A 22,719-nucleotide genomic window follows, 5' to 3' on the forward strand; every position below is an offset into this window, starting at 1 on the left:
GATGCCGGTATCGCGGAAGCCGTAGTAGTCGCCGTTGATGGCGAAGATCGCGTTGTTGGCCGCCGCGATGGCCGAGGTGGTTTCGATGATGTTTTCGCCGAAGCTGTCGTTGGCGAAGGCTGATTAGAGGGTGGTGGCATCGCCAAGCAAGACGTCGGCAACGTAGTAGGTGACGGTGCTGTCGCCGCTGCCGGTGGTCACCGTGGAGATGTTGATGTTCGAGCTGTCCGACTCGTAGGACGTGTCTGTGGTGACGGCGGTGGCGGCGGAATCGCTGGTGGTGGCCGCCGTCGTGCCCTGGCTGGTTCCCGTTTGGCTGGCCTGGTACGCGGAGACGTCCGAGATTTCCACGTGCTGGACCACAAACCGGTCCAACGCCCAGGCCGTGGCACCTCCTGCCGAAAGCGTCAGGGCAACGGCCCCGGCGACGACGGCGCGCCGAACGTGGCTGCCCTTGCGTGGTTTGTTCTTGAGAGGAGTCATGCCTCATTTGTAGGCAACCAAGCTATCGCTTCGATTTGCCGAGGATGTGCTGCGCCTGTGAAGGGGTGGCTCCTTGGCCGCAGGATCGCCGGATCGCCGGATCGCCGGATCGCCGGAACGGTGCGGGGCGGCCGTAGAGCTACGGCGACCCCGCACCGTTCCGGCGAATTCGGGAGGTGACGCTGTCTCCCGGGGAAACCACGACGCCGTCGATCGCCACCGGGAGCTGCAGCCGGCCGGGACCTTTCGGCTCCCTCGCGCGCCCCCCCTAGTGGGTGAGTGGGTGGGCAGGCGCGAAGGTGCGGCTTACTGCTGCCGTTGTGGCGTCGGCTTCTGGCAGGCGGTGGCGTCCGCCGGGCAGAGCCGCAGTGCGAGCTCCTGCAGTTCCTTGGGGTGGAAGGGCTTGGTCAGGTAGGCAGCAGCGCCGGAGGCCATTCCGGCCAGAATGTCGTCCTCCTCGGACCTGGCGGTGAGGAACAGCAGGGGAGCGGTGCTTAAGGCACGGATTGCCCGGGCTACGACGTGCCCGTCCATGTCCGGCAGGCCGAGGTCCAGGGTGATCAGCGCAACCGATGGTTCAGCGGCAGCGGCAATTCCTTCGGCGCCGTTAGCAACCGAACGCACGGAAAAGCCTGCGCGGGTCAGGACCACCGTGATCAGACCGCGGATGTCATCGTTGTCCTCGATGACAAGGCAGATGCGTTTTGTTTCCATGAAAGCCCCTCAGCCTGCTTTGCCACCAGTGTACGGGGCCGGCGGGGTGGAAAACGTCATAATCACGTATTCCGCAAACTGCCCGCCGGTCGTCTCAGCGGTCACCTTGCCGGCCGCCGGTTGCGGGGGCGGGGCTCAGCCGTCGTAGTGCGTCCGGGCCGGCCCTTGGCCCAGCGCGTTCACCACGGCCGCTGCGACGATATGCAGCTTGGAATTGCGCGTGCTGGACGCCGCTTTGAGGAGGTCAAAGGCCTCCTGCTGGCTGCACCGGTTCTGGGCCATGATGACGCCCACGGCCATATCGATCACCGTGCGTGATTCGAGGGTGGCGCGCAGATGCGCCGCCGTCTCGCTGTAGTGGGCGAAACGCACGGCCAGCCGGAGGGCCAGGGAAGTCTGGCGGACGAAGTCCTCGGCAGCCTTCAGGACGCGGCCTTCGAAGCGGGAGGTCCGGTGGGAATAGAGGAGGAGGGTGGCTTTGGTTTCCCCCTCCAGCCGGAACGGGATGGCCAGGACTGAACGGATGCCTTGGGCCAGGACGGCTTCGCAGTATTCCGGCCAGCGCGCTTCGTCCTTCACGTCAGGGACATGGACCGTCACCTGCTCCAGCGACGCGGCCATGCCCGGGCTTTGCTCGGACTGATATTCAATCTGGCTGACAGCGCGGGCAGCGGCGCCGCTGCTGGCAATGGTGGCCGCCTTACGCTGGCGCAGGAGCGTGATGCCGCACAGCACTTCGTCGCCGGGTTCGGAAAGATTGCGGGCCGACACCCGGGCGAGCTCATCAAGGAACTCCTCGACGTCGGAGCTGTTGAGGAGTTCTTCGTGCAGGTGCTCAGTGATTGATGTAGCTTTTTTGCTGTTGACTCGCTGGCCACGGTTCTTAGTGCCATTCGCTCAGGTCAAACGAGCCGGCAACACCCCGCACAACCTGCCGTAGTGGCAATAGGTGGCGACGGTCGCTGGATCGACGAACTCCAACGGCCTGCTGCTAAACCGATAACCAGAATTATATACAGGCCGGGGCCGTGGGAAGCGCCATAAGAAGTCCAGGCAGGGGGCACATCGGGCGGCTCACGTTCTGGCCACCAAGCCCGGGGAAGATGCTGGTCGCTAGATTCCGGTCGTGTGCAGCCAGTGCCTCCCGCTGAAACCCCTGGACCTTAGCTAGGTCCAGGGGTTTCAGCAGGTACTACCTCATTGGAAGCCGAGGTGTCAGGCCCTCCGGGTTCTGACGCCGGCAGTGCCGGGTGTCAGAACCTTGACGTACTTGCAGAGTTGTTGAACGTTGTTGTCGCGAGCGGGTTCCCGGCCACATCGGATAGGCCCGACGGCGGGGTGTAGGACGGGTTTCCAACGGTGGCGCCCGAGGATACTGTCCCGGTTTTGAGGTTTCCGAGGACGATGGTGAGCTTGAAGGTCAGCGGATCCCATTGAACAGAGGAGACCTTGCCGTTGCCCGTGCCTTGGAACGTTGCCGTCCCCGAGTTAAGGTAGTTTCCGCCCAGGTTCACTGTCCCGATATTGAGGGAGGGACATGCAACACTGGAGACCGTCAGTTTGTCGTTGGACCCGTTGTCCGTCAGCGTGACGGTCACGTCATCAAAGGCGTTCAGATTCTGAGTTCCGGTGCCGGAGTTGGTCCAGGCGCCGCAGAACTTGGTGGCATCCATGCGTTCCGAATAAGTGATGGTCACTGAGTCTCCGCTGTCGGCGGCTCCAGTTCCACCGGCCAACGCGACCCCTGTGACCGTTGGCGCCACGACGTCCTTAGTGTTTGTTGCTGTACCTGCGGCGCTGATATTGCCTGCCGGGTCCGTTGCCGTCGCCGAGTAACTAATGACACCAGAGTTGAATGTGCCCAGATCGACCGTGCCGATGGACCAGATTCCCGAGCCATTAGCAGTGACAGTCCGGCTGATGGAGTGAACGGAACCGGCGTCGGTGATGGTGAGAGCGACCGAGGCCCCCGCATCGGACGTGCCGTTCACCGGGACACTGGCCGCATTGCTGATATTCACGGAGGGAGGAGGGGTGACTACGGGAGTGGCGGAAACCGTGTCCTTCGTGTTCGTCGTGGTCGCGGTGGCGCTGGCATTGCCGGCCGCATCGGTGGCAGTGACCTTGTAGGTGACCGTGCCCTGGTTCAGCGTGGTCAGGTTAAGGGCCGTGGCGGACCATGCGCCAGCACCGTTGGCCGTCACAGTTTGTGACACCGTGTGGGCTGACCCAGGGTCTGTGACGGTCAGGGCAACCGTTGCGCCCGGTTCGGCCGTGCCGCTGACCGGGACGTTAGCCACATTGGCGGTATTGACGAACGGTGGAACGCTGACCGTCGGCAGCCCGGGGGCGAGTGTGTCCTTGGTCTTGGTAACAGTGACGGTAGTCCCGGTGTTGCCGGCTGCGTCGGTAGCGGTGGCTGTGTACGCGACCGCGCCGTCGTTGAGTGCGGTCAGGTTGAGCCCGGTTGTGGACCATGCACCGGTGCCGCTGGCCGTCGCAGTTTGCGACACTGTGTGGGCGGCCCCTGCATCGGTAACGCGCAGAGTTACTGCCGCGCCGGCCTCCGCCGTGCCGTTGACCGGCACGTTGGCAACGTTGGCGCCGTTGACGTACAGCGGGGCAGAGATCGTTGGGGCGCCGGGGGCGAGTGTGTCCTTGATGCTGGTGACGGTTACCTTGGGTCCAGTGTTGCCGGCAGCGTCGGTGGCTTTGGCGGTGTACGTGACGGTGCCTTGGTCCAGGGAGGTCAGATTGAGGCCGGCTGCGGTCCATGCTCCGGCGCCGCTGGCTGTCACTGTCTGTGACACCGTGTGGGCCGCCCCGGCATCGGCAACTGTAAGGGTCAGCGTTGAACCGGGCTCAGCTGTGCCGTTGACGGGGACACCGGCCACGTTGGCGATGTTCACGTACGTGGGCACGATGATGGAAGGCCTTCCTGGCGCCACCGTGTCGATTTTGACCGCAAGATTCTGGGAGGCGCTTGCGTTGCCCGCGTTATCCGTCGCGAAATACGACACGACGTGTGTACCGTCACCGCTCACGGTGACGGCTGCGTTGGCGGCGTTCACCGTCGTCGGGCTGCCGGAATCAACTGCGTAGGTGATCGAGGCGACGCCGGACCCGCCTGCGTTGTCCTGGGCTGTGAGGTTGACGATGACGGGGCTGCTGTTGTTGAAGCCGGACGCGTTGGGCGTCGGGGAAATGGACGCCACGGAGGCCACTGGAGGCGTGGTGTCACTGTTGACGCCATCGCTGCGTGGGCTTTCTGCGCCGTTCCAGAGTGCGATGGTGGGGGTGATGGTGTAGTACCACGTTCCGCCGGGGACGTTTTGTTCCGCGCAACTGAGGACCGTGACGGTGCCGCCGCAGGCGCCCGTGGCTGGGGTTTTGGATCCGCCCGTAGTGGCGTTGTAGCGGGCCACGGTATAGCCGGTGACAGCACGGCCGTCCGAGGTCGAACCGGCGGGCCAGCTGACGGAGATGTTGGCTCCAGTGACAGAGGCGGATGGCTTGCTTCCGGGCATGACGACGTCGCCGGCCGCGACGGCGAAATTGCTGCTGCTGATGGACTGCCAGAACGCGTAGGCCGCGGAACCGATGCCGGACACCAGGAGGATTCCGATCACTACCCAGGGGGCACGGGTCCTAAGCCAGCCGGCGCGGGGCATCTGGTGTCGTGATTGAGTGCTCATTTTCGGACCGCCAACGTGACTGGAAGGTGGAAGGTGGCGCCCTGGCAGGCTGACTGCGACGTCGCGTTCATGCTCGCCGCCCCGGGAAGAGTGACCAAGGTGCTCGAATTCGCTGCGATGGAAACGGCCGGGCTGAGTGGACCGGGAGAGCCGGCGAAGGTGACGCCCGTGGTGGTGCAGGAAGGATGGGCGTTGTCGGCGCTGGCTGGGCCGTTGTTGCTGACGCTGTATACCTGGACGGAATAGGGGTTGGGATTGGTTACGCGCAGCACAACGTCGGCAGTCCCGCCTGGAATCAGGGTCGACGCCGGAGTGTCACCGGGAATGAGCGCGTCCACTGTGACAGTCTGCATGGTGCCGGCGGCAGCGGACCCGCTGCCGGAGCCGTCGGTGGCCCAGTACCCATACGCTGTCCCGGCGCCGATCGCCAAAGACAGCACGCCCGTCAGGACTGCCACTTTGGCACCGCGGGCACGGCTGGCCCTCATCCATCCCATGGAATTCATCTCAGTTACCTTGTCCTGATCCGGAGTAAACCAGTTGGAGGGTTGCGCCCTTGCATCCGTCCTGGTTGGCGGGTGTGTCGAGCATTCTGAACTGCGGCCGCTGGTTCGCAGGGATACGTAGGCCGGACAGCGAGGTGCTGCCGGGCGGCACTGTCAGCGGGTACGGGCCGCTGTACTGCGTCACCGTGTAATCGGCTGTCCCGCACTGGAGGTTCCGGGCGATGGCGTCGGCAGTCCGGGTCACGCTCTTGATCGAGACGGACAGGTTGGTCAGCGCCAAGGCCTTTTTATTCGGATTGGTGATGCCGAGATCCAGCGGGAGGGACGTGCCCGGCGCCAGCTGGCCTGCCAGGTTTCCAGAGAGGGTGAAATCCTTTTGTGTCGAGTCGATGACCAGTTGAACGCTGGCATAGGCAAATTGGGTTGTGCCATTGGCATCGGGCCCGGAGCCCACCAATTTAAGCGTGTAGGTGCCATCCGAAGCATTGGATGGCGTGGTGATCTGCAGTGTCGAAGAGTTGCCAGTGGCCGGGTTCGGCGCGAAGGCGGGGGTGGAACCTGACGGCAGGCCACCTGACACACTCAGGTTGACCGGTCTGGCGAAGTTGTTGCGGGAGAGCTGGATTGAATACACACCGATGGAACCTGGCGGCACGGTCACGGAGGCGGGCGTCGCGCTTATCGAGAATGAACTGGAAATCGGATAATTAACGGTCAGCCCGGCAGAAACGGTGCCGCTGACTTTGCCGCTGACGCCGCTGATGCTGAGGCTGTAGGTCCCGATCGGGCTGGATTGGCTGGTCGACACATTCATCGTTGCTGTGGCTGTGCTGCCTGTGCTCAAGGTGACGGACGACGGCGAGAAGGTGGCAGAGGATCCGCCAGGCATTGCGCTTGCACTGAGCGAGACGGCACCGGAAAAACCGCCCGTTGACGTGGCGGTCACCATATAACTGGCGGTCTTGGCCCGCTCGATGGATTGGCTTGCAGGCGAGATCTGCAGGGTGATGCCGGGCTTGACGTTCTGGCTGGCGGCGAGCAGTGCACCGGCCGGGACCAGCATGACCAGCAGTCCGAGCAGCAGCAGCTTAACGGCGGTCCTGGCCGAGCGAGCGGACGGCGGGAAGGACCATCGTTGCTTCTGCATCTCGTACCCCTTCTGAACGGGTGTGTTTCGAATGGTTTGTTGGTCCGTCGCTGGGCCGGGCTACAGCACCCGGCCCACCGACGGGTGTCATTAGTGGCTGACGTACGCGAGATTGACCGTGGCGCCCTTGCAGCCGTCCTGGTTGGTCGCCTTGTTGTTGAACGCGATCGTCGCACCGGTCCACGAGCCCTTACTGGTACCGGCTGGCACTTCCGCGCCTACGGCCATCGTGGCGCCTGCGAGGGTGAAGTCGGTAGCGTCACAGGTCCCTGCCCCGACAGGGGTCACGCTCGCGATGCTCGCTACCACGTCGGTAACGTAGACCGGGCTGGTGTTGCCGTTGTCGAAGTTGCCGTTCAACAGCTGTGGTGCCCCGCCCGGCTGCAGACTAGTGACAGTGCTGGTCTGCACGACCGAGATCGCGACGTTTGTACCAGTTGCGCCGGAGCCGGTACCGGAACCCGTGGTGGTCCAGTAGGCGAAAGCGACTCCGCCTCCCACGCTGGTCAGGACTGCAGCGGCACAAACTGCGACGATCTTGTTCTTCTTGGACATTTTGCGCATGAGGATTTCCCCTTTTTGTTGAGACCGATGCACTCGCTGTGCCGGCCGGTGTTTCTGTTTGGCTGGTTGCGGCCCCTGGCTGAGTACCGATAGCCCAAAGGTTCCATGGGTAATTACCCATAACAACGTGGGTAGGTACTTGTCTTTCTTCTCCTAAAAGCTCCCGCCCTACTTGGTCTACTCGGTTAGGCTGGCCCACTCCTCGGCGTCGAATGGGACAGGGACAGGCGACACAGGGATAGGCGACACCCCGCAGGCATGGCAGACCCTTCACAACAACGCCAGCCTCCAGGTGCCCTCCCGGAGGCTGGTGTTGTGCTGCGACTTATGGGCAGAATGAGGCACACGTTGGCGCTGCCGGCGGTGAACCCGAGACCAGCCGGCAAGGACGCCGCGGAGGGACAGGAACATGACCAGACTGCTCATCATCGGGCCGCCGGGCTCAGGGAAAGGCACCCAAGCGGTGCACATCGCCAGGCATTTCAGCATCCCGACGGTATCCACGGGAGAAATCTTCCGGACCAACGTCGGCCAGGAGACGCCGCTGGGTCTGGAGGCCGCCAAGTATCTCGACGACGGTGCTTTTGTGCCGGACCAGCTCACCAACGCCCTGGTGAAGGACCGGCTCCTCGACGCCGATCTGCAGCCCGGTTTCCTGCTGGACGGGTACCCCCGCACAGCTCCTCAAATCATGGAACTGGACAACATGCTGGCTTCGCAGGGCCACCGTCTCGACGCCGTGGTGGAACTCCGCGCCCCCGATTCCGAACTCGAGCAACGGATGCTACAGCGGGCCAAGGAACAGGGTAGGAAGGACGACACCATCGAGGTGTTCCGGCGCCGGCTGGACCTCTACCACCGCGAAACCCACGAGGTCGTGGCGGTCTACGCCGGCCGGGGCATGGTGGTTTCGGTGGACGGCAGCGGTGACCCCGGCGCCATCACCACACGTGCCATCGCCGCCGTCGAAAAGTTCCTAGCACCAGGAGTGACACCATGAAGATTGCAGTGACCGGCGGAAGCGGAAAACTGGGACGGCACGTGGTCCGCAGGCTCACCGAGGAGGGCCACCAGGTGATGAACCTGGACAGGACTGGGGAACGGAGCCCGGGGCTTGCCATCGTGGACCTGCGCAACTACGGGCAGGTCCTGGATGTGCTTTTCAGCCTTGACAGCAGGCTCACCGGGTTCGACGCCGTTGTCCACTTGGGCGCCGTACCCGCACCGGGCCTAATGCCGGACGCGGCCACGTTCGAGAACAACATGCTGTCCACGTACAACGTCTTCCAGGCGTGCCGGCGGGCCGGGATCAAAAAGGTGGTCTACGCCTCCAGCGAGACAGTGCTGGGACTGCCCTTCGACGTGGACCCTCCCTACATCCCCGTGGATGAGGAATACCCCGCCCGGCCGGAAAGTACCTACTCGCTCGTGAAGCACCTCGAGGAGCAGATGGCGATCCAGCTGACGCGCTGGGATCCGGAATTGAGCATCACGGGCCTGCGGTTCTCCAACGTCATGGACCCTGAGGACTACGAACGGTTCCCGTCGTTCGATGCCGACGCCACGCTTCGCAAGTGGAACCTCTGGGGCTATATCGACGGGCGCGACGGCGCGCAGGCTGTGGCGCGTGCGCTGGAAAACGGCCAGCCTGGATTCGAGGCTTTCATCATCGCGAACGCGGACACCGTCATGACGCGTTCCAGCGCCAGCCTTGCCGCGGAGGTGTTCCCCAACGTCACCGTGACCAAGGATCTGGGCGAACACGAGACCATGCTGTCCATCGACAAGGCCCGGCGCCTGTTGGGCTTCGAGCCTGAACATACGTGGCGGACTTACCACTCCAACAGGACCACGTCCACGGAGGACTGAGGTGCGGATAACTTAAGCGCCGAGTGCAGATCATCAAGGGAAGCCACAGAATTCCGCAGCCGTCGAAGGGTTGGCGCAGGATCGGCTCAATTCCCGGGCACGTCGGGTTGCGGGCTCCTATTCTGGTGCTAAGCGGGGATTTCCGCCGCCCACAACAGTCCAGACCGCCACGCTAGGACCCCACCATGCGCACCTTCCGTTTTGTGCTGCCCGCTGCCGCCATGCTGATATCTGCGGTGGCCCTGACCGCCTCCGGCCTGCCCGCCGCGGCCGTTGCGCCGGCCGGCAACGACCCAAGCGTCCGGTACCTGGTCCGCTACACCGCGGAAACTGACGTCCCTGCTGAGGCGGCCCGCCTGAAGTCCCAGGGCATCGGCGTCGGCCGCTCCTTTTCGCACGCCCTGCGCGGCGCCGTGGTCACTGCGACGCCGGCGCAAGCCGCGGCACTGTCCCGCTCGGCCGGCGTCGCATCCGTGGAGGTGGATGCGCCCCTTACCGTGTCCGCGACGCAGCAGCCCGCGCCGTGGGGGTTGGACCGGGTGGACCAGCGGGCCCTGCCGCTCTCGGGTTCCTACACCTGGACCGCCGCCGGCGCCGGAGTCAGCGCTTACGTGGTGGACACCGGCGTGCTCGCCTCGCACTCCGAGTTTGCCGGCCGGGTGGCGGCAGGCTGGACGGCCGTAGCTGATGGCCGGGGCTCGGGCGACTGCAACGGCCACGGCACGCACGTGGCCGGGACGGTGGCCGGAACCACCTACGGCGTGGCGAAGGCCGCAACGATCGTCCCCGTCCGGGTCCTGGACTGCTCCGGCTCCGGCTTCAACTCCGACGTGGTGGCTGGCCTGGACTGGATCGCCGCCAACCACGCCGCCGGAACACCCGCCGTGGTGAATATGAGCCTGGGCGGGGCGGCCAGCGCAGCCGTGGATTCCGCGCTCCAGGGTGTCATCAACGACGGCGTCACGGCAGTGGTTGCCGCCGGCAACTCCGCCGCGGACGCCAGCGGGAGCTCGCCGGCGCGGCTCCCGGCAGCGGTCACGGTGGCGGCCAGCGATTCCGCCGACCGCCAGGCCTCCTTCTCCAACTTCGGTTCCTGCGTGGATCTGTATGCACCCGGCGTCGGCATCACCTCCGCGTATTTCACGTCGTCCACGGCAACTGCCTCCATGTCCGGCACGTCCATGGCAGCGCCCCACACGGCCGGCGCCGCGGCGGTGCTGCTGTCCCAGAACCCGGCACTCACCCCGGCCCAGGTCGCTTCTGCGTTGACCTCGAACGCCACCGCCGGAGTCATCACGGGCTCCGGAGCCGGCACGCCGAACCGCCTGCTGTACGCCACGGCGCCGGCTACGCCAGCACCAACACCAGCACCCGCCCCCGCACCAGCGCCCGCCCCTGCCCCCACAGTTACGGCCAAATCACCCGGACCGCAGTCGACGGCGGTGCCCGTCGCCAGCAACGTAACGGCCACGTTCAGCAAGGCCGTCCAAGGGGTTGGCACCGGAACATATGTGCTCCGGAACGCCGCCGGCACTGCCATGCCGGCAACGGTGAGCTACAACGCCACAACCAGAACGGCCACCCTGGATCCGTCCGCCAACCTGGCCGAGGATGTCACCTACACGGCGACGCTGGTGGGTGGCGCCACCGCCATCCGAGACACCGCAGGCACACCGCTGGCCAGCACGAGCTGGACGTTCACCACCGGCCCGGCGCCCACGGTCACGGGGTTCACGCCGGGCAGCAACTCCATCCTGGTCAGGCGGAACAACAACCTCTCGGTGACCTTCAGTGAGCCAGTCCAGGGCGTCGGCACGGCCACGTTCACGGTGAGGAACGCCGCCACAGGGGCCGTGGTCCCGGCCGCCGTCGTCCGCAACGGCACCGGCAACCAGTGGATCCTGGACCCGCAGAACACCCTTGCGGCCAAGACGAAATACACAGTGACCGTCACCGGCGGCGGGACGTCCATCCGCGACCTCGCGGGCAATCAGCTGGCCACCACGACCTGGCAGTTCACCACGGGTTCGTTCTAGCTGCCGATGGGTGAAGGGGAGGCCGACGGCGGCAATTGGGGGGCGCCGTCGGCCTCCGTTGCGTGCTGCAGGGACGCGTCCGGCACGTCGTCGGCGTAATGTTCGGACCAGATATGGCCAACCTCTTCGGCGAACTGTTCCACGATCCTGCTCATGGCGGCGTGTGCCGCGCTGGCCTCACCACGCTGGATGGCGCTGGCCACGTCAACGTGCAGCTGCAGTGCTTCGTGCTGCGGCAGGGCCGGCATCAGGCCGTGTTCCGTCCGTCCGGTGAGGACCGCGGCCACAAGATTCTGGAGCTGGGCAAACATGGCGTTGCCGGAAGCCTTGAGGACGGCGGCATGGAACTCCACGTCCAGCCGCAGGAACTCCTCCTGCTCTCCGCGCTGACCCGCGGCCCATAACCGCGCTGCCAGGGAGACAAGATCGCTGCCGGCATCCCATGACGCGCGCTCGGCCGCGAGCCGGGCGGCCTGGGGTTCGATCGCGCCACGGAGTTCGTTGAGGGCCTGAAGCTGCTCCAGCCGCCGGGACGAAGCCAGCCGCCAGCGGATCACCTGGGGATCATACAGATTCCAGGAGTCCTCGGGCTGCACCACAGTGCCGAACCGCCTGCGGGATGCCAGCATGCCTTTCGATGACAGGACCCGGGCGGCTTCCCGGACCACTGAGCGGGATACCTTGTGCTGCGCCTCCAGCTCGTCCAGCCGCACCACCGAATTCTGGGCAAGGGACCCCTCTGCGATGGCGAGTCCGAGGCTCTGGACCAACGCAGCATGCCGGTCAGTAGGGGACTCCGCCTTTGGGGTTTTCATAGATAAATCATACTCGTTACCAAAAGGGGTTGTTTAAGTCTGCCTTATTTACCTATGCTCTCTTCCAGAGCAGATGTAAAGATGCATTTGTAGTTGGCTGGACAGTGAGGTCAGCCTAAAAGCAAGGGAGTCGTCATGAAGCGACGTTCAGTAATGAAGTACGCGGCAGTCGCCGCGGCACTTTCAATGGGCCTGACAGCCTGCGGCGGCAGCGGTAGCAGCGACGCCAAGGAATCGGGCGTAGTCCGGGTGACTCTCGCCAACCACGTCTGGACCGAAGGCATCAAGGCCGCCATTCCGGAATTCGAGAAGTCCTCCGGGCTCAAGGTGGAACTGACCCAGCTCGGCGAAGACCAGCTTTCGGATCAGTACAACGTCAAGCTCAACGCCGGCAGCGACGAGATCGACGTGATGATGTACCGCCCGCTCCAGGAGGGCAAGGCGTTCGCGAAGAACGGCTACCTCGCGGACCTGACCAGCAAGGTTTCCTCGGATTCGGGCTGGGACTGGAAGGATTACCAGGAGGGCCCGGTCAAGGCCACCACGGCGGACGGCAAGGTTGTGGGCGTCCCCATCATCACCGAGCGCGAAGTCCTCTACTACCGCAAGGACCTGCTGAAGGCTGCCGGCCTTGAGGTTCCCAAGACGATGGAGGAGCTTGAAGCGGCCGCCAAGGCCATCAAGGCAGCCAACCCGGACACTGCCGGCTTTGTGGCCCGCACCGGCAAGTCCGCTGCTGTCACCCAGTTCTCCAGCTTCCTGTACAGCTTCGGTGGCGACTTCACCGATTCCAGCGGCAAGTCCACGGTCAACTCGGCTGCTGCCAAAAAGGCCTACGCCTACTACGGTGGCCTGATCAAGAACTACGGCCCCGCCAACGTCAGCACGGACATGAGCTGGCCCGAAGCGATGGCAATCTTCACGCAGGGCAAGGCCGCCTTCTACACCGAGGCAGACTCGCTCTACAAGAACGCCACCGATCCTGCCAAGTCCAAGGTGGCCGACACGGTCGGGTTCGCCGCACTGCCCGCCGGTCCCGCCGGCTCCAAGCCGTACAACATCCCGTCATGGGGCCTGGCCGTGAACCAGGCTTCGGGCAACCAGGACAACGCCTGGAAGTTCATCCAGTGGGCCACGAGTAAGGAACGCACCCTGGCCGCACAGAAGGCCGGCGTCCCCGGACCCCGCGCCTCCGTCTGGGCTGACTCCGCGGGAACCGCCACGTACCCGAAGGATCTGGCCGAAGCCATTGCCACCAGCGCCAAAAACGGCGTGGGCCACGACCGTCCCGAGGTAGTCACCGTAGGCAAGGCCCGCGAAATCGTGGGCGAGCCGATTGTTGCCAGCATCACCGGCGCCGACGCTTCCGCAGCAGCGGACTCGGCCCATGAGGCCTTCCAGAAGTTCCTGGACAGCGAAAAGAAGTAACGCACGCGGTGCACCGGGGCTCAGCCAATGTGGCCCGGTGCCCCCAACAGCCCCGGCGGGACGGCAGTGACGCTGCCGTCCCGCCCTGGCCACTCTTCACCCCCCAACTCCTTAGGTGAACCATGTCTGTAATGACTTCTCCCCGCAGCGCAGCCCGGAATGCAGGCCGTGCCCCCAGTGGCCGCGACAAATTCTCTGACTGGGCCAACCGGCACCGCAAATGGCTCTTCGCAGCCCCGGCGATGGCCTTCGTCGGCGTCCTGATCATCTTCCCGCTGGCTTGGACTTTGTACTTGAGCCTGACCGACTCGCAGGGCTCCGTCCGGGCAGCCACCGAGTTCATCGGCCTGGAAAACTACATGACGGTCCTGTCCGACGTCGAACGCTTCTGGCCTGCGGTGGGCCGCACACTCACCTTCACCGGCGTTGCCTTGGTCTGCGAAGTGGCGCTCGGCATGGGCATTGCCCTGCTGCTCTGGCGCCCGTTTCGCGGCGAAAAGTGGGTCCGGGTAGCCATCCTGCTGCCGCTCGTCGCCACCCCTGTAGCCGTTGGCATGATGTGGCGGCTGATCTTCGATCCCAACATCGGGTTCGCGAACCAGCTCCTCGGCGCCGTGGGCATCCCCGCCCAGCCCTGGCTGTCCGGCCAGGACACCGCACTCGGCACCACCATCTTCATGGACGTCTGGCAGTGGACCCCCATGGTGGTCCTGATCCTGCTTGCCGGTCTGACCTCCCTGTCCGAGGAGCCCGACGAGGCGGCCCGCATGGACGGCGCCAACGCGTTCCAGCGGTTCTTCTTCATTACCCTGCCGCTCATGATGCCCACCGTGATCGTGGCCATCCTGCTCCGGGGCATCGACGCCCTGAAGACCTTCGACATCCTGTACGCCACCAAGGGCAAGGGCGGCGGATCCTTCCACGAAGTGGAGACCCTGAACGTCTACGCCTACGGGCTGAGCTTCGACTACAACCAGTACGGGCTGTCCTCCGCGGTGCTGATCCTGTTCTTCATGATCATCATCGGCTCCATGTGGCTGCTGACCATGCGCAAGAAAGCGGTAAGCAAATGACCGTACTGAACGAAAACACAGAAGACATCGAAAACCGAACCCCCGCCGGGCAGCCCCGGCCGGTCCGCCGCCCAAAGAAGCCCCTCGGCACCCGTGCCTACAAGGTCTTCCGCGTAGCCGCCCTTATCGCCGTCGTGCTGTTCCTGGTGGCACCGCTGTTCTGGATGCTGCTGGCTTCGCTGAAGACCAACGTTGACATCTACGACACCGCCAAATCGTTCATCTTCAGTCCCACATTCGAGAACTACGCGAATGTGCTACAGCGGAACAACTACTTCGTGTTCATCTTCAACAGCTTCTGGGTGGCCTTTGTCTCCACGGCCCTCTCGCTGGTGCTGGGCGTCCCGGCTGCCTACGCCATGAGCCGGTTCACCATGCACCGCTCAGCCCTGGTGGTCCTGATGGCCCGCGTCATTCCGGGCGTCTCGCTGCTGGTCCCCTGGTACTACGTGTTCTCCAACCTGAAAATGGTGGGCGGGTTCGAGGTGCTGATCCTCAGCCACATGTTCGTCGCGCTGCCGCTGATCGTCTACATCATGATGAGCTACTTCGATTCACTCCCAATGGAACTAGAGGAATCGGCGCAGGTGGACGGACTCACCCCCATCGGCGCGTTCCAGCGCATCACGCTTCCGCTGTCCGTGGCCGGCATGGCCACCGCCGGCATCCTGTCCTTCATCTTTTCGTGGAACAACTTTATGTTCGCCCTGGTGCTGTCCGGGTCCAAGACCAAGACGCTTCCCGTGGCCATCTTCGACTTTGTCTCCTACGCCAGCATCGACTGGGGCGGACTGATGGCGGCCGCCACCGTGGTGACCATCCCCATCATGATCATTGCGCTCTTCACGCAGAAGTACATCGTCTCCGGCATGACCGCCGGCGCTACGAAGGGCTAGGCCGGCATGACTATCATCAGCAGAATTGAAACCTTCCTCGTCGCGCCGCGATGGCTCTTTGTCCGGATCGAGACCGAGAGCGGCATCGTTGGCTGGGGCGAGGCAACCTGCGAGGGGCGCAGCGAAACGGTCCGCACCGCCGTCGGCCAGCTCTCGGAGCTGCTGATCGGCAACGACGCGCTCCGGATCGAAGACCACTGGCAGGTCATGACCAAGGGCTCCTTCTATCGCGGCGGACCCATCCTGGCCAGTGCAGTCTCCGGACTGGACCAGGCCCTCTGGGACATCGCCGGCAAGCACTTCAACACCCCCGTGCACCAGCTCCTGGGCGGCCACGTCCGCGACAGGATCCGGATGTACGGCTGGGTGGGCGGGGACGAACCCAACGAAGTGGCGGACCAGATCAGCGCCCAGCTGGAAGTGGGCCTGACCGCCGTCAAGATGAATGCCAGCGGCCGGATGAGTCCCGTCGCCTCGGTCGCAGAGATCGACGGCGTCGTCCGCCGTGTTGCCGCGGCCCGCGAGGTGCTGGGGGATCACCGCGACGTCGCGGTGGACTTCCATGGCCGCTTTAGCCTAGCCAACGCCCGACGGGTGGCGCCGCTGCTGGAACCGTACCGGCCGTTCTTCCTCGAAGAACCCGTGGTTCCGGAAAACACGCACCTGCTGCGCGAATTTACCTCCTCAACCACGACGCCGGTTTCCACCGGTGAGCGGCTCTACAGCCGGCAGGAATTCCTGCCCGCCCTGCAGGCCGGCATTGCCGTGGCCCAGCCGGACCTTTCGCACGCCGGCGGCATCACCGAGGTCCGCAAGATCGCCTCGCTCGCGGAAATCTACGACGTCCAGCTGGCCCCGCATTGCCCGCTGGGGCCGCTCGCCCTGGCAGCGTGCCTGCAGGTGGGCTTCGCGACGCCCAACTTCCTGATCCAGGAACAGAGCATCGGAATCCACTACAACCAGGGCGCCGAAGTTTTGGACTATGTGGTGGACAAATCGCCGCTGAAGTTCGTGGACGGCCACATTGAACGGCTGACCGGCCCCGGCCTCGGCATTGAAATCGACGAGGCCGTGGTCCGCGCCGCAGACAAGCGCGGCCACGCCTGGCGCGGGCCGGTCTGGCGCCACTCGGACGGAGCCTTTGCAGAATGGTAGACAACATGACTGACAGCACGGACATCACGCCCGAAGCCCTGCTGTCCGGAATTCAGGAGTCGCGGCTCGTGGGAATCGTGCGCGGCACGGACGGCAAGGCCGCCGCGCAGGCTGCCCTCGCCGCGATGGCGGAAGGGTTCCGCTTCGTCGAAATCGCCCTGACCACGCCGGGGGCGCTGGAGGCAATCCGGGAGGTCCGCGCTGCCGCGCCGGCGGGCTGCTACGTGGGCGGCGGAACCGTGCTGACCGTTCAGGACGTGCACAACGTGGCAGAGGCGGGCGGCCAGTTTATGGTGACCCCGGCTCTGGCGGCATCGATCGCGGAGTCGGCGCGGCAGGGCGTTCCTGTCCTGGCCGGGGCCCTGACCCCCACTGAAGCGTACGAAGCGATGAACCGCGGTGCTACGGCGGTCAAGCTCTTTCCCGCGTCAATCGGCGGCCCCGGCTACCTCAAAGCCCTGCGCGATCCCTTCCCCGGGATCCCGTTCATCGCTGTGGGCGGCGTGGGCCTGGACGAGGCGGCGGGCTACTGGGAAGCCGGCGCGATTGCCGTCGGGCTTGGCGGGCCATTGTTCGGTGATGCCGGCTCCGGTGGAGACCTAGCCCCGATGCGCGGGCGTGCCCGCGCGTTTGTGGACCTGGCGGACGCCTTTGCCCGCCGGACGGCCGCAGCGACCGCGGCAGCGGGCGTGCGGTGAGCGCCGCCGTCGACCTTCTGACCTTCGGCGAATCCATGGTGTCGCTGCGGTCCGCCGGGCCTTTGTCCGCCGGCGGCAGCCTGGCCATGCACGTGGCCGGCGCAGAATCGAACGTCGCTGTGGGCGTTGCCCGGCTGGGCCACAGCGTCACGTGGGCCGGTGCGGTTGGCGCCGATCCGCACGGTGAATACATCCTGCGGCAGCTCCGCTCCGAGGGCATCCGGACGCAATGCCGGGTGGATCCGTCCCGCAGCACGGGCGTGATGTTCCTCGAACAGCGGACCGCGGACGTAACCCGGGCCTTCTACTACCGCGCAGGTTCGGCCGGTTCCACCGTCAGCCGGGACGACGTGGACACTGCCCTCGCTGCCGGCCCGCGCGTCCTGCACCTGACCGGCATCACCCCCGCCCTCAGCCCGGAAGCCCGGAAGGCGTTTGAATACGCCGCCGAGCGTGCCGCAGCGGACGGTGTGGTGGTCTCCCTCGACGTCAACTACCGCAGCCGGCTCTGGACCCGGGACGAGGCCCGCGCCGTGCTGTCTCCTATCGCGCGGCACGCCAGCATCCTGATAGCGTCCGACGACGAACTGGACCTGGTGGCGTCCGCCGCCTTGAGCGGCCCTGATTTCCTGGGGAACGACGACGCCGAAACCGCGCTCGCTGCCTCGTTGCTGGAGCAGGGGGTCGGTGAAGTCGTGGTCAAGCGGGGAGCCGCCGGCGCCGGCGTCCACGCAGCTTCCGGGCGGTTCGAGGCGCCCGCCGTCGCGGTGACAAGCATCGATACCGTGGGCGCGGGGGACGCCTTCACCGCCGGCTACCTCTCTGCCCTGCTCGACGGCGAGGACGTTGCCGGCCGCCTGCAACGCGGCGCCGTCATGGGGGCCTTCGCCGTCAGCACTGCCGGCGACTGGGAGGGCCTGCCCAGCCGGGCCGAGCTCGCCATGCTGGGCACCACCGCCAGCGGAACCACCCAGCGGTAGCGTCCGGGTCTTGTCTGGGCTTGTCTTGTCTGGGCTTCCATTCCTTGGGCGCGGAGCAGGCAGGTACTGACAGTGCCTGCCGCCCGGGACCGCGGGCGCTTACCGTAGGGGTATGGGAGATGTGCGCGCGGACATAAAGGAGTTTCTAAGTTCCCGGCGGGCGCGGATTTCGCCCGAGGAGGCCGGCTTGCCTGCGTACGGCGGGAACCGGCGGGTCGCCGGCCTGCGGCGTGAGGAAGTGGCGATGCTGGCCGGCATGTCCGTGGACTACTACGTGCGGCTGGAGCGCGGCAACCTCGCCGGGGCGTCGGAAAGCGTGCTGGATGCCCTTGCGTGCACGTTGAAGCTGGACGAAGCCGAACGGGAGCACCTTTTTGACCTCGCCCGCGCCGCCGGGCCGGTTCGCAGGAGCCGCAGCAAGCCTGCCGGTACCGTCCGGCCCGAAGTCCAGCAGGTGCTCGATGCCATGGCTGACGCGCCGGCGTGGGTTCGCAACGGCCGCCATGACATCCTGGCTGCAAACCGGATGGGGCGGGCCCTTTACGCGCCCGTGTTCAAAGATGCGCGCCGGCCTGTGAACACCACCCGGTTCACCTACCTTGACCCGGCGGCCCGGGAGTTCTGGCGTGACTACGATCAGATCGCCAACGATGCCGCGGCGATGCTCCGGCTCGAAGCAGGCCGCCATCCGCACGATCCCGAACTGATCCGGCTCGTCGGCGAGCTGTCGACGCAGAGCGAGCTGTTCAGGGACCGGTGGGCTTCCCGGGACGTGGTCTTCCACCGCAGCGGGCTCAAGCGGTTGCATCACCCGGTGGTGGGTAACCTTGACTTGAACTACCAGTCCATGGAGCTGCCCAGTGAGCCGGGCCTGGTGTTGAACGTCTACACCGCACCGGCGGGCTCCCCGACGGCCGATGCGTTGCAGCTATTGGCCTCCTGGGCTGCCACACACGAGGAGGCCTTTGCCGAACCAGGACCGACTGCAAGGCACCGGCAGTAACGCCGCGCTGCGGCCCTACTGCGGGTGCCTGTCGTCTTCCTACGTCGAGGGGTATTCGTTGGCCGTGAGCTTGGCACCCCAGACTGTTTCGGGCTCGTCGCTGTCCACTGGCGCTTCCCACAGGGCGAGGTGGCACATGAAGTTGTCTTCCGTCGCACCGTGCCAGTGCCACTCTCCCGCGGGCGTATAGACGGTATCGCCGGGCTGCAGCTTGATCAGCTCTTCCCCACGCGATTGCACGTACCCGATGCCTTCCGTGACGTGCAGGGTCTGCCCGACAGCGTGCTTGTGCCAGGCGGTGTGCGCGCCAGGGGTGAAGCGCACGAGATTCAGCCGGGCTCGGGAGGGTCGCTGACCGGAGTAGTACGCGTTGAAGTAGACGTCGCCGGTAAACCAGTCCTCGGGTCCCTTGACGGTGGGGGCCTTCGGTTGCTTCTGCGTGCTCATGGTTGTTCTCCTCCGATGTCCGTGCTGAGGCTGAGGTCCCGCCATTGGTCCAGTTCGGTGCGCTGTGCCTGGGCGACGGCCGCAAATGCGTTGAACGCGTCGCTGCCGAGCACCAGCAGAGACGGCGGGTTCGGGCTTGCGGCGACCGCCAGGATGGCTTCCGCCGCCTTGGCCGGGTCGCCCGGCTGGGTGCCGTGGACCGTATCGTTCTCCTTGCGGCGTTTCCCGGCCGTCTCCGCGTAGTCCTCAATCGCCGTCGCTGACTGGGTCAGCGAGCGGCCCGCGAAATCGGTGCGGAACGCGCCGGGCTCGATGACGGTGACGTTGATCCCGAGTGGCTGCAGTTCTCTGTGGAGGGATCCGGACAAGCCCTCCAGGGCCGCTTTGGTTGCGGAGTAATATCCGGATCCGGCCGGCGAGATGCGCGCTCCGATCGAGGAGATGTTCAGGATGGACCCTGACCGGTTCGCGCGCATGCCCGGGAGGACTGCTTTGATCATGTCGATGGCGCCGAAGACGTTTGTGTCGAACAATTGCCGGATGTCGGCGTCGTCCGCTTCTTCAACCGCTGAGCGGTAGCCGTAGCCGGCGTTGTTGACCAGCACGTCGATGCCGCCGAAGCGCGTCCGGGCCTGCTGTACTACGGAGCCGATCTCTGCGCTGTTGGTGACGTCGAGCTGAAGGGGCAGGGCCGTGTCCGGGTAGGCGGCCGCGATGTCTTCCACCGCGGTGAGGCTTCGTGCTGTGACGACGGCGTTGTGGCCGTGCGAGAGCACGGCTTGGGCGAGTGCGCGGCCGAGTCCGGTCGAGCAGCCTGTGATGAGCCAGGTAGCCATGGTTGTTTCCTTTCGAGAGTGACGCTACGGACGGACGAGGACCTTCAGTGCTTCGCGCGAATCCATGGCGCGGTAGCCGTCGGGCACGTCGTTCAGGTTGATGGTGCGGTCGAACACCTTGCCCGGGTTCACGGTGCCGTCAAGAACGCCGGGCAGCAGCGTCTCGATGTAGGCGCGGACGGGGGCCGGGCCTCCGGTGAGCGTGATGTTGGGGCCGAACATGGAGCCGAAACCGATGGGGGCGTCCTCGTACTGGGGCACGCCCACCCTGCTGATGACGCCGCCCGGGCGGATAACGCCGAGGGCCTGGTCGTACGCCGGCCGGTGCCCCACGCACTCAAGAACGGTGTGCGTTCCGTCGCCGCCGCTGAGTTCGCGGACCCTCTCGATGCCGGCCTCACCGCGTTCGGCGACGACGTCGGTGGCGCCGTATTCGATGCCCAGGTCAGTGCGGGCCTTGTGCCGGCCCATCAGGATGATCTGCTCGGCACCGAGCTGCTTGGCGGACAGCACCGCCATCAGTCCGACGGCGCCGTCACCGATGACTGTGACAGTGGTCCGGGCGTTGACGCCTGCCTTGATGGCGGCGTGGTAGCCGGTGCCGTAGACGTCGGAGAGGGTCAGGAGCGAGGGCAGCAGCTCGCTGTCCTCACCCACCGGGGCCTTGACCAGGGTGCCATCAGCGAACGGGACGCGGACGGCCTCGGCCTGGGCGCCGCCGATTCCGCCGGCGGCCCAGAACCCGCCGTGTCGGCAGGAGGTCTGCAGACCTTCACGGCAGAAGTCGCAGGTCCCGTCGGACCAGGCGAACGGGGCGATGACGAAGTCGCCCTTCTGCAGGGTGGACACGGCCTTGCCCGTTTCCTCGACGACGCCGATGAACTCGTGGCCCATGGGGCTGCCCTGCCGGGACGGGGGCATGCCGTGGTAGGGGTGCAGGTCGGAGCCGCAGATACAGGAATTGACGATCCGCACGATGGCGTCGGTCGGATTCTGGATGACGGGGTCGGGCACGTTTTCCACGCGCACGTCGCCGGCGCCATACATGATGGTTGCTCGCATTTTCGTTTCCTCATCACTTCGTCAGGGGCTGGAGCCCGGGTCTTACTTCTATAGCCAACCGCATATTCCGCGTGTGTGGGAGTGGCTGTTGATACAGGTACCCGCAGTGCCTCCCAACCGGAATAGCTCAGAGGTGCAGCTCGAACTCCGTATGCCCGTGGCGGATCCCGTTGATTTGCAGCTCCAGGGCATGGACCCCCGGGTGGTGCACCCGGGTGGTCATCGGCCGGAATGAATGGCGCTTCGAGAGTGCGCGGGTCTCACCGGCGGCGAGTGTAAGCGCCGCGATCTTGAAGACCTTGGCCGATTGCCTGCCGTTGGCTTTGACGTAGTGGACCACGTAGTCAACGGCGAGCCGGGCATCGCCGTTCCCGGTATTGGCGATCTCGAAGTCGAAAGCCAGTTCTCCCGGCATGGACACCGAGTTCCGGTTCAGCCGCGGCCCCGTGACAGCGAGCGACGCCGGCACGAACCCCTGCAGGGCCAACGCACCGGGGTGTGCGTTCTTGATCAGGGTCCGCAGGCCGTGCCTGACCACCCACGCGGTGTTGGCGTCCGGGGCGGCCAGCCAGCCAGCAGCTGTCGCCGCCACCAGAGCGGGCGCGTGCCGCGCCACGTCGTTGAGGTGGTTCGCCACCGAGCGCCGCACGTACTCGGAGGGGTCCCGGTACAGGGCGTCCAGAATCGGGAGGGACGCCTCCGGATGAAGCACGACGGCGGGTACCCGCACCGCCCAGGGCAGGTACGGCCGCGTCCCCTCGCTGGCCAGCCGGCGGACATGCTCATCCGGATGCCCGGTCCAGCCCTGAATGATCTCGAGGGAGCGCTCCAGGTCCGCGGCCAGCAGTCGGCGGATGGCGAACTCGCCGGTCAGACTCGGGGTCAGTTCGGACAGGAGGGCCAGGCAGTCGTCAAAGTCGCGGCCGGGGTTCAAGCCGTTAGCCGGTTCCAGAGCCAGCGTGACGGCGGCCTCGGAAACCGGCCACAGGATCCAACCCGTGAAACCGGCTCCGGAAAGGGCGCTCCGGAAGATGCGTGCCGCCGTCGGATATCCCGGATCCGGAAGCTGCCGCACATCCGCCAGCAGCGCACTGCTCACCGCATCCGTCCGGCCGCGCAGGCTGAGCTCGTCCAATTGTGCGGCGGCAGCAGCGACGTGTGGCCAGTCCGATCCCGGAGCGGCCTCAGCCAGTATCCGGGCCAGTATTTCCACACCCTGCCGGTTGATCAGCTCATTCATCGCGCCCATTGAGTCAGGCTACCCCGGCGGGCTGACAGGCCCGGCGGAGGGCCAACACCGGGCAGAAGGGAT

Annotated in this window: 22 protein-coding genes; 10 read left to right on the plus strand and 12 right to left on the minus strand. The window is 65.6% G+C overall.

What is annotated here, in order from left to right; translation table 11 throughout:
• Positions 1-123: 123 nt before the first annotated feature.
• From AC50YA_RS09975 to AC50YA_RS10005, 7 genes are all read right to left on the minus strand, one after another.
• Positions 124-483, minus strand: coding sequence for a hypothetical protein (locus tag AC50YA_RS09975; RefSeq protein WP_494982127.1), 360 nt, complete (start codon positions 481-483; stop codon positions 124-126).
• A 306-nt stretch (positions 484-789) separates the two neighbouring features.
• Positions 790-1,197 carry a response regulator transcription factor gene (locus AC50YA_RS09980; protein ID WP_494982128.1) on the minus strand — a complete coding sequence of 136 codons (408 nt, stop codon included), beginning with the start codon at positions 1,195-1,197 and terminating at the stop codon, positions 790-792.
• Positions 1,198-1,332: 135 nt separating this feature from the next.
• A complete protein-coding gene (locus tag AC50YA_RS09985; protein WP_494982129.1) occupies positions 1,333-1,968 on the minus strand; it encodes a GAF and ANTAR domain-containing protein in 636 nt (211 codons plus the stop codon).
• Between the two features lie 482 nt (positions 1,969-2,450).
• Positions 2,451-4,892, minus strand: coding sequence for a beta strand repeat-containing protein (locus tag AC50YA_RS09990; RefSeq protein WP_494982130.1), 2,442 nt, complete (start codon positions 4,890-4,892; stop codon positions 2,451-2,453).
• Positions 4,889-5,398 carry a hypothetical protein gene (locus tag AC50YA_RS09995; RefSeq protein ID WP_494982131.1) on the minus strand — a complete coding sequence of 170 codons (510 nt, stop codon included), beginning with the start codon at positions 5,396-5,398 and terminating at the stop codon, positions 4,889-4,891. Before AC50YA_RS09995 ends, AC50YA_RS09990 begins: the two co-directional genes overlap by 4 nt.
• 1 nt (position 5,399) lies before the next feature.
• On the minus strand, positions 5,400-6,545 hold the full coding sequence (locus AC50YA_RS10000; RefSeq protein WP_494982132.1) for a COG1470 family protein: 1,146 nt from the start codon (positions 6,543-6,545) through the stop codon (positions 5,400-5,402).
• A gap of 90 nt (positions 6,546-6,635) precedes the next feature.
• Entirely contained in the window at positions 6,636-7,109 is a 474-nt protein-coding gene (locus AC50YA_RS10005) for a hypothetical protein (protein ID WP_494982133.1), read from the minus strand.
• A 409-nt stretch (positions 7,110-7,518) separates the two neighbouring features.
• Between AC50YA_RS10005 and AC50YA_RS10010 the strand changes: the two genes are divergently transcribed.
• From AC50YA_RS10010 to AC50YA_RS10020, 3 genes are all read left to right on the plus strand, one after another.
• A complete protein-coding gene (locus tag AC50YA_RS10010; RefSeq protein ID WP_494982134.1) occupies positions 7,519-8,109 on the plus strand; it encodes an adenylate kinase in 591 nt (196 codons plus the stop codon).
• Positions 8,106-8,978 carry an NAD-dependent epimerase/dehydratase family protein gene (locus AC50YA_RS10015; RefSeq protein WP_494982135.1) on the plus strand — a complete coding sequence of 291 codons (873 nt, stop codon included), beginning with the start codon at positions 8,106-8,108 and terminating at the stop codon, positions 8,976-8,978. The genes AC50YA_RS10010 and AC50YA_RS10015 overlap by 4 nt, the downstream gene beginning before the upstream one ends.
• A 185-nt stretch (positions 8,979-9,163) precedes the next feature.
• Positions 9,164-11,014, plus strand: a complete 1,851-nt coding sequence (locus tag AC50YA_RS10020; RefSeq protein ID WP_494982136.1) for a S8 family serine peptidase — start codon at positions 9,164-9,166, stop codon at positions 11,012-11,014.
• On the opposite strand, the gene AC50YA_RS10025 is transcribed toward AC50YA_RS10020, so the two are convergent.
• A complete protein-coding gene (locus AC50YA_RS10025; protein WP_494982137.1) occupies positions 11,011-11,829 on the minus strand; it encodes a FadR/GntR family transcriptional regulator in 819 nt (272 codons plus the stop codon). The genes AC50YA_RS10020 and AC50YA_RS10025 overlap by 4 nt on opposite strands.
• A gap of 135 nt (positions 11,830-11,964) precedes the next feature.
• Between AC50YA_RS10025 and AC50YA_RS10030 the strand changes: the two genes are divergently transcribed.
• The 7 genes from AC50YA_RS10030 to AC50YA_RS10060 all read left to right on the plus strand — a co-directional run bounded on the left by AC50YA_RS10030 (position 11,965) and on the right by AC50YA_RS10060 (position 19,062).
• The gene (locus AC50YA_RS10030; RefSeq protein ID WP_463916120.1) at positions 11,965-13,257 is read left to right on the plus strand and encodes an ABC transporter substrate-binding protein; all 1,293 of its coding nucleotides are present in this window, start codon (positions 11,965-11,967) and stop codon (positions 13,255-13,257) included.
• A 131-nt stretch (positions 13,258-13,388) separates the two neighbouring features.
• On the plus strand, positions 13,389-14,330 hold the full coding sequence (locus AC50YA_RS10035) for a carbohydrate ABC transporter permease (RefSeq protein ID WP_463916119.1): 942 nt from the start codon (positions 13,389-13,391) through the stop codon (positions 14,328-14,330).
• Positions 14,327-15,226 (plus strand): carbohydrate ABC transporter permease, encoded by a 900-nt coding sequence (locus AC50YA_RS10040; protein WP_494982138.1) that lies wholly within the window; start codon positions 14,327-14,329, stop codon positions 15,224-15,226. Before AC50YA_RS10035 ends, AC50YA_RS10040 begins: the two co-directional genes overlap by 4 nt.
• A 6-nt stretch (positions 15,227-15,232) precedes the next feature.
• Positions 15,233-16,381, plus strand: coding sequence for a galactonate dehydratase (dgoD, locus tag AC50YA_RS10045; protein ID WP_494982139.1), 1,149 nt, complete (start codon positions 15,233-15,235; stop codon positions 16,379-16,381).
• Positions 16,382-16,386: 5 nt separating this feature from the next.
• On the plus strand, positions 16,387-17,079 hold the full coding sequence (locus AC50YA_RS10050; RefSeq protein ID WP_494982140.1) for a bifunctional 4-hydroxy-2-oxoglutarate aldolase/2-dehydro-3-deoxy-phosphogluconate aldolase: 693 nt from the start codon (positions 16,387-16,389) through the stop codon (positions 17,077-17,079).
• Entirely contained in the window at positions 17,076-18,059 is a 984-nt protein-coding gene (locus tag AC50YA_RS10055; RefSeq protein WP_494982141.1) for a sugar kinase, read from the plus strand. The genes AC50YA_RS10050 and AC50YA_RS10055 overlap by 4 nt, the downstream gene beginning before the upstream one ends.
• A gap of 112 nt (positions 18,060-18,171) precedes the next feature.
• The gene (locus AC50YA_RS10060) at positions 18,172-19,062 is read left to right on the plus strand and encodes a helix-turn-helix transcriptional regulator (protein WP_494982142.1); all 891 of its coding nucleotides are present in this window, start codon (positions 18,172-18,174) and stop codon (positions 19,060-19,062) included.
• Positions 19,063-19,101: 39 nt separating this feature from the next.
• Here the strand turns inward: AC50YA_RS10060 and AC50YA_RS10065 are convergent, their stop codons facing one another.
• From AC50YA_RS10065 to AC50YA_RS10080, 4 genes are all read right to left on the minus strand, one after another.
• Entirely contained in the window at positions 19,102-19,509 is a 408-nt protein-coding gene (locus tag AC50YA_RS10065; RefSeq protein ID WP_494982143.1) for a (R)-mandelonitrile lyase, read from the minus strand.
• The gene (locus tag AC50YA_RS10070; protein ID WP_494982144.1) at positions 19,506-20,345 is read right to left on the minus strand and encodes an oxidoreductase; all 840 of its coding nucleotides are present in this window, start codon (positions 20,343-20,345) and stop codon (positions 19,506-19,508) included. Before AC50YA_RS10070 ends, AC50YA_RS10065 begins: the two co-directional genes overlap by 4 nt.
• Before the next feature lie 24 nt (positions 20,346-20,369).
• Positions 20,370-21,407: an alcohol dehydrogenase catalytic domain-containing protein gene (locus tag AC50YA_RS10075; protein WP_494982145.1), complete on the minus strand. Its 1,038-nt coding sequence runs from the start codon at positions 21,405-21,407 to the stop codon at positions 20,370-20,372.
• A gap of 127 nt (positions 21,408-21,534) precedes the next feature.
• A complete protein-coding gene (locus AC50YA_RS10080) occupies positions 21,535-22,656 on the minus strand; it encodes a DNA alkylation repair protein (protein ID WP_494982146.1) in 1,122 nt (373 codons plus the stop codon).
• Positions 22,657-22,719 lie beyond the last annotated feature (63 nt).

It is taken from the genome of Pseudarthrobacter sp. RHLT3-21 (assembly GCF_059383495.1).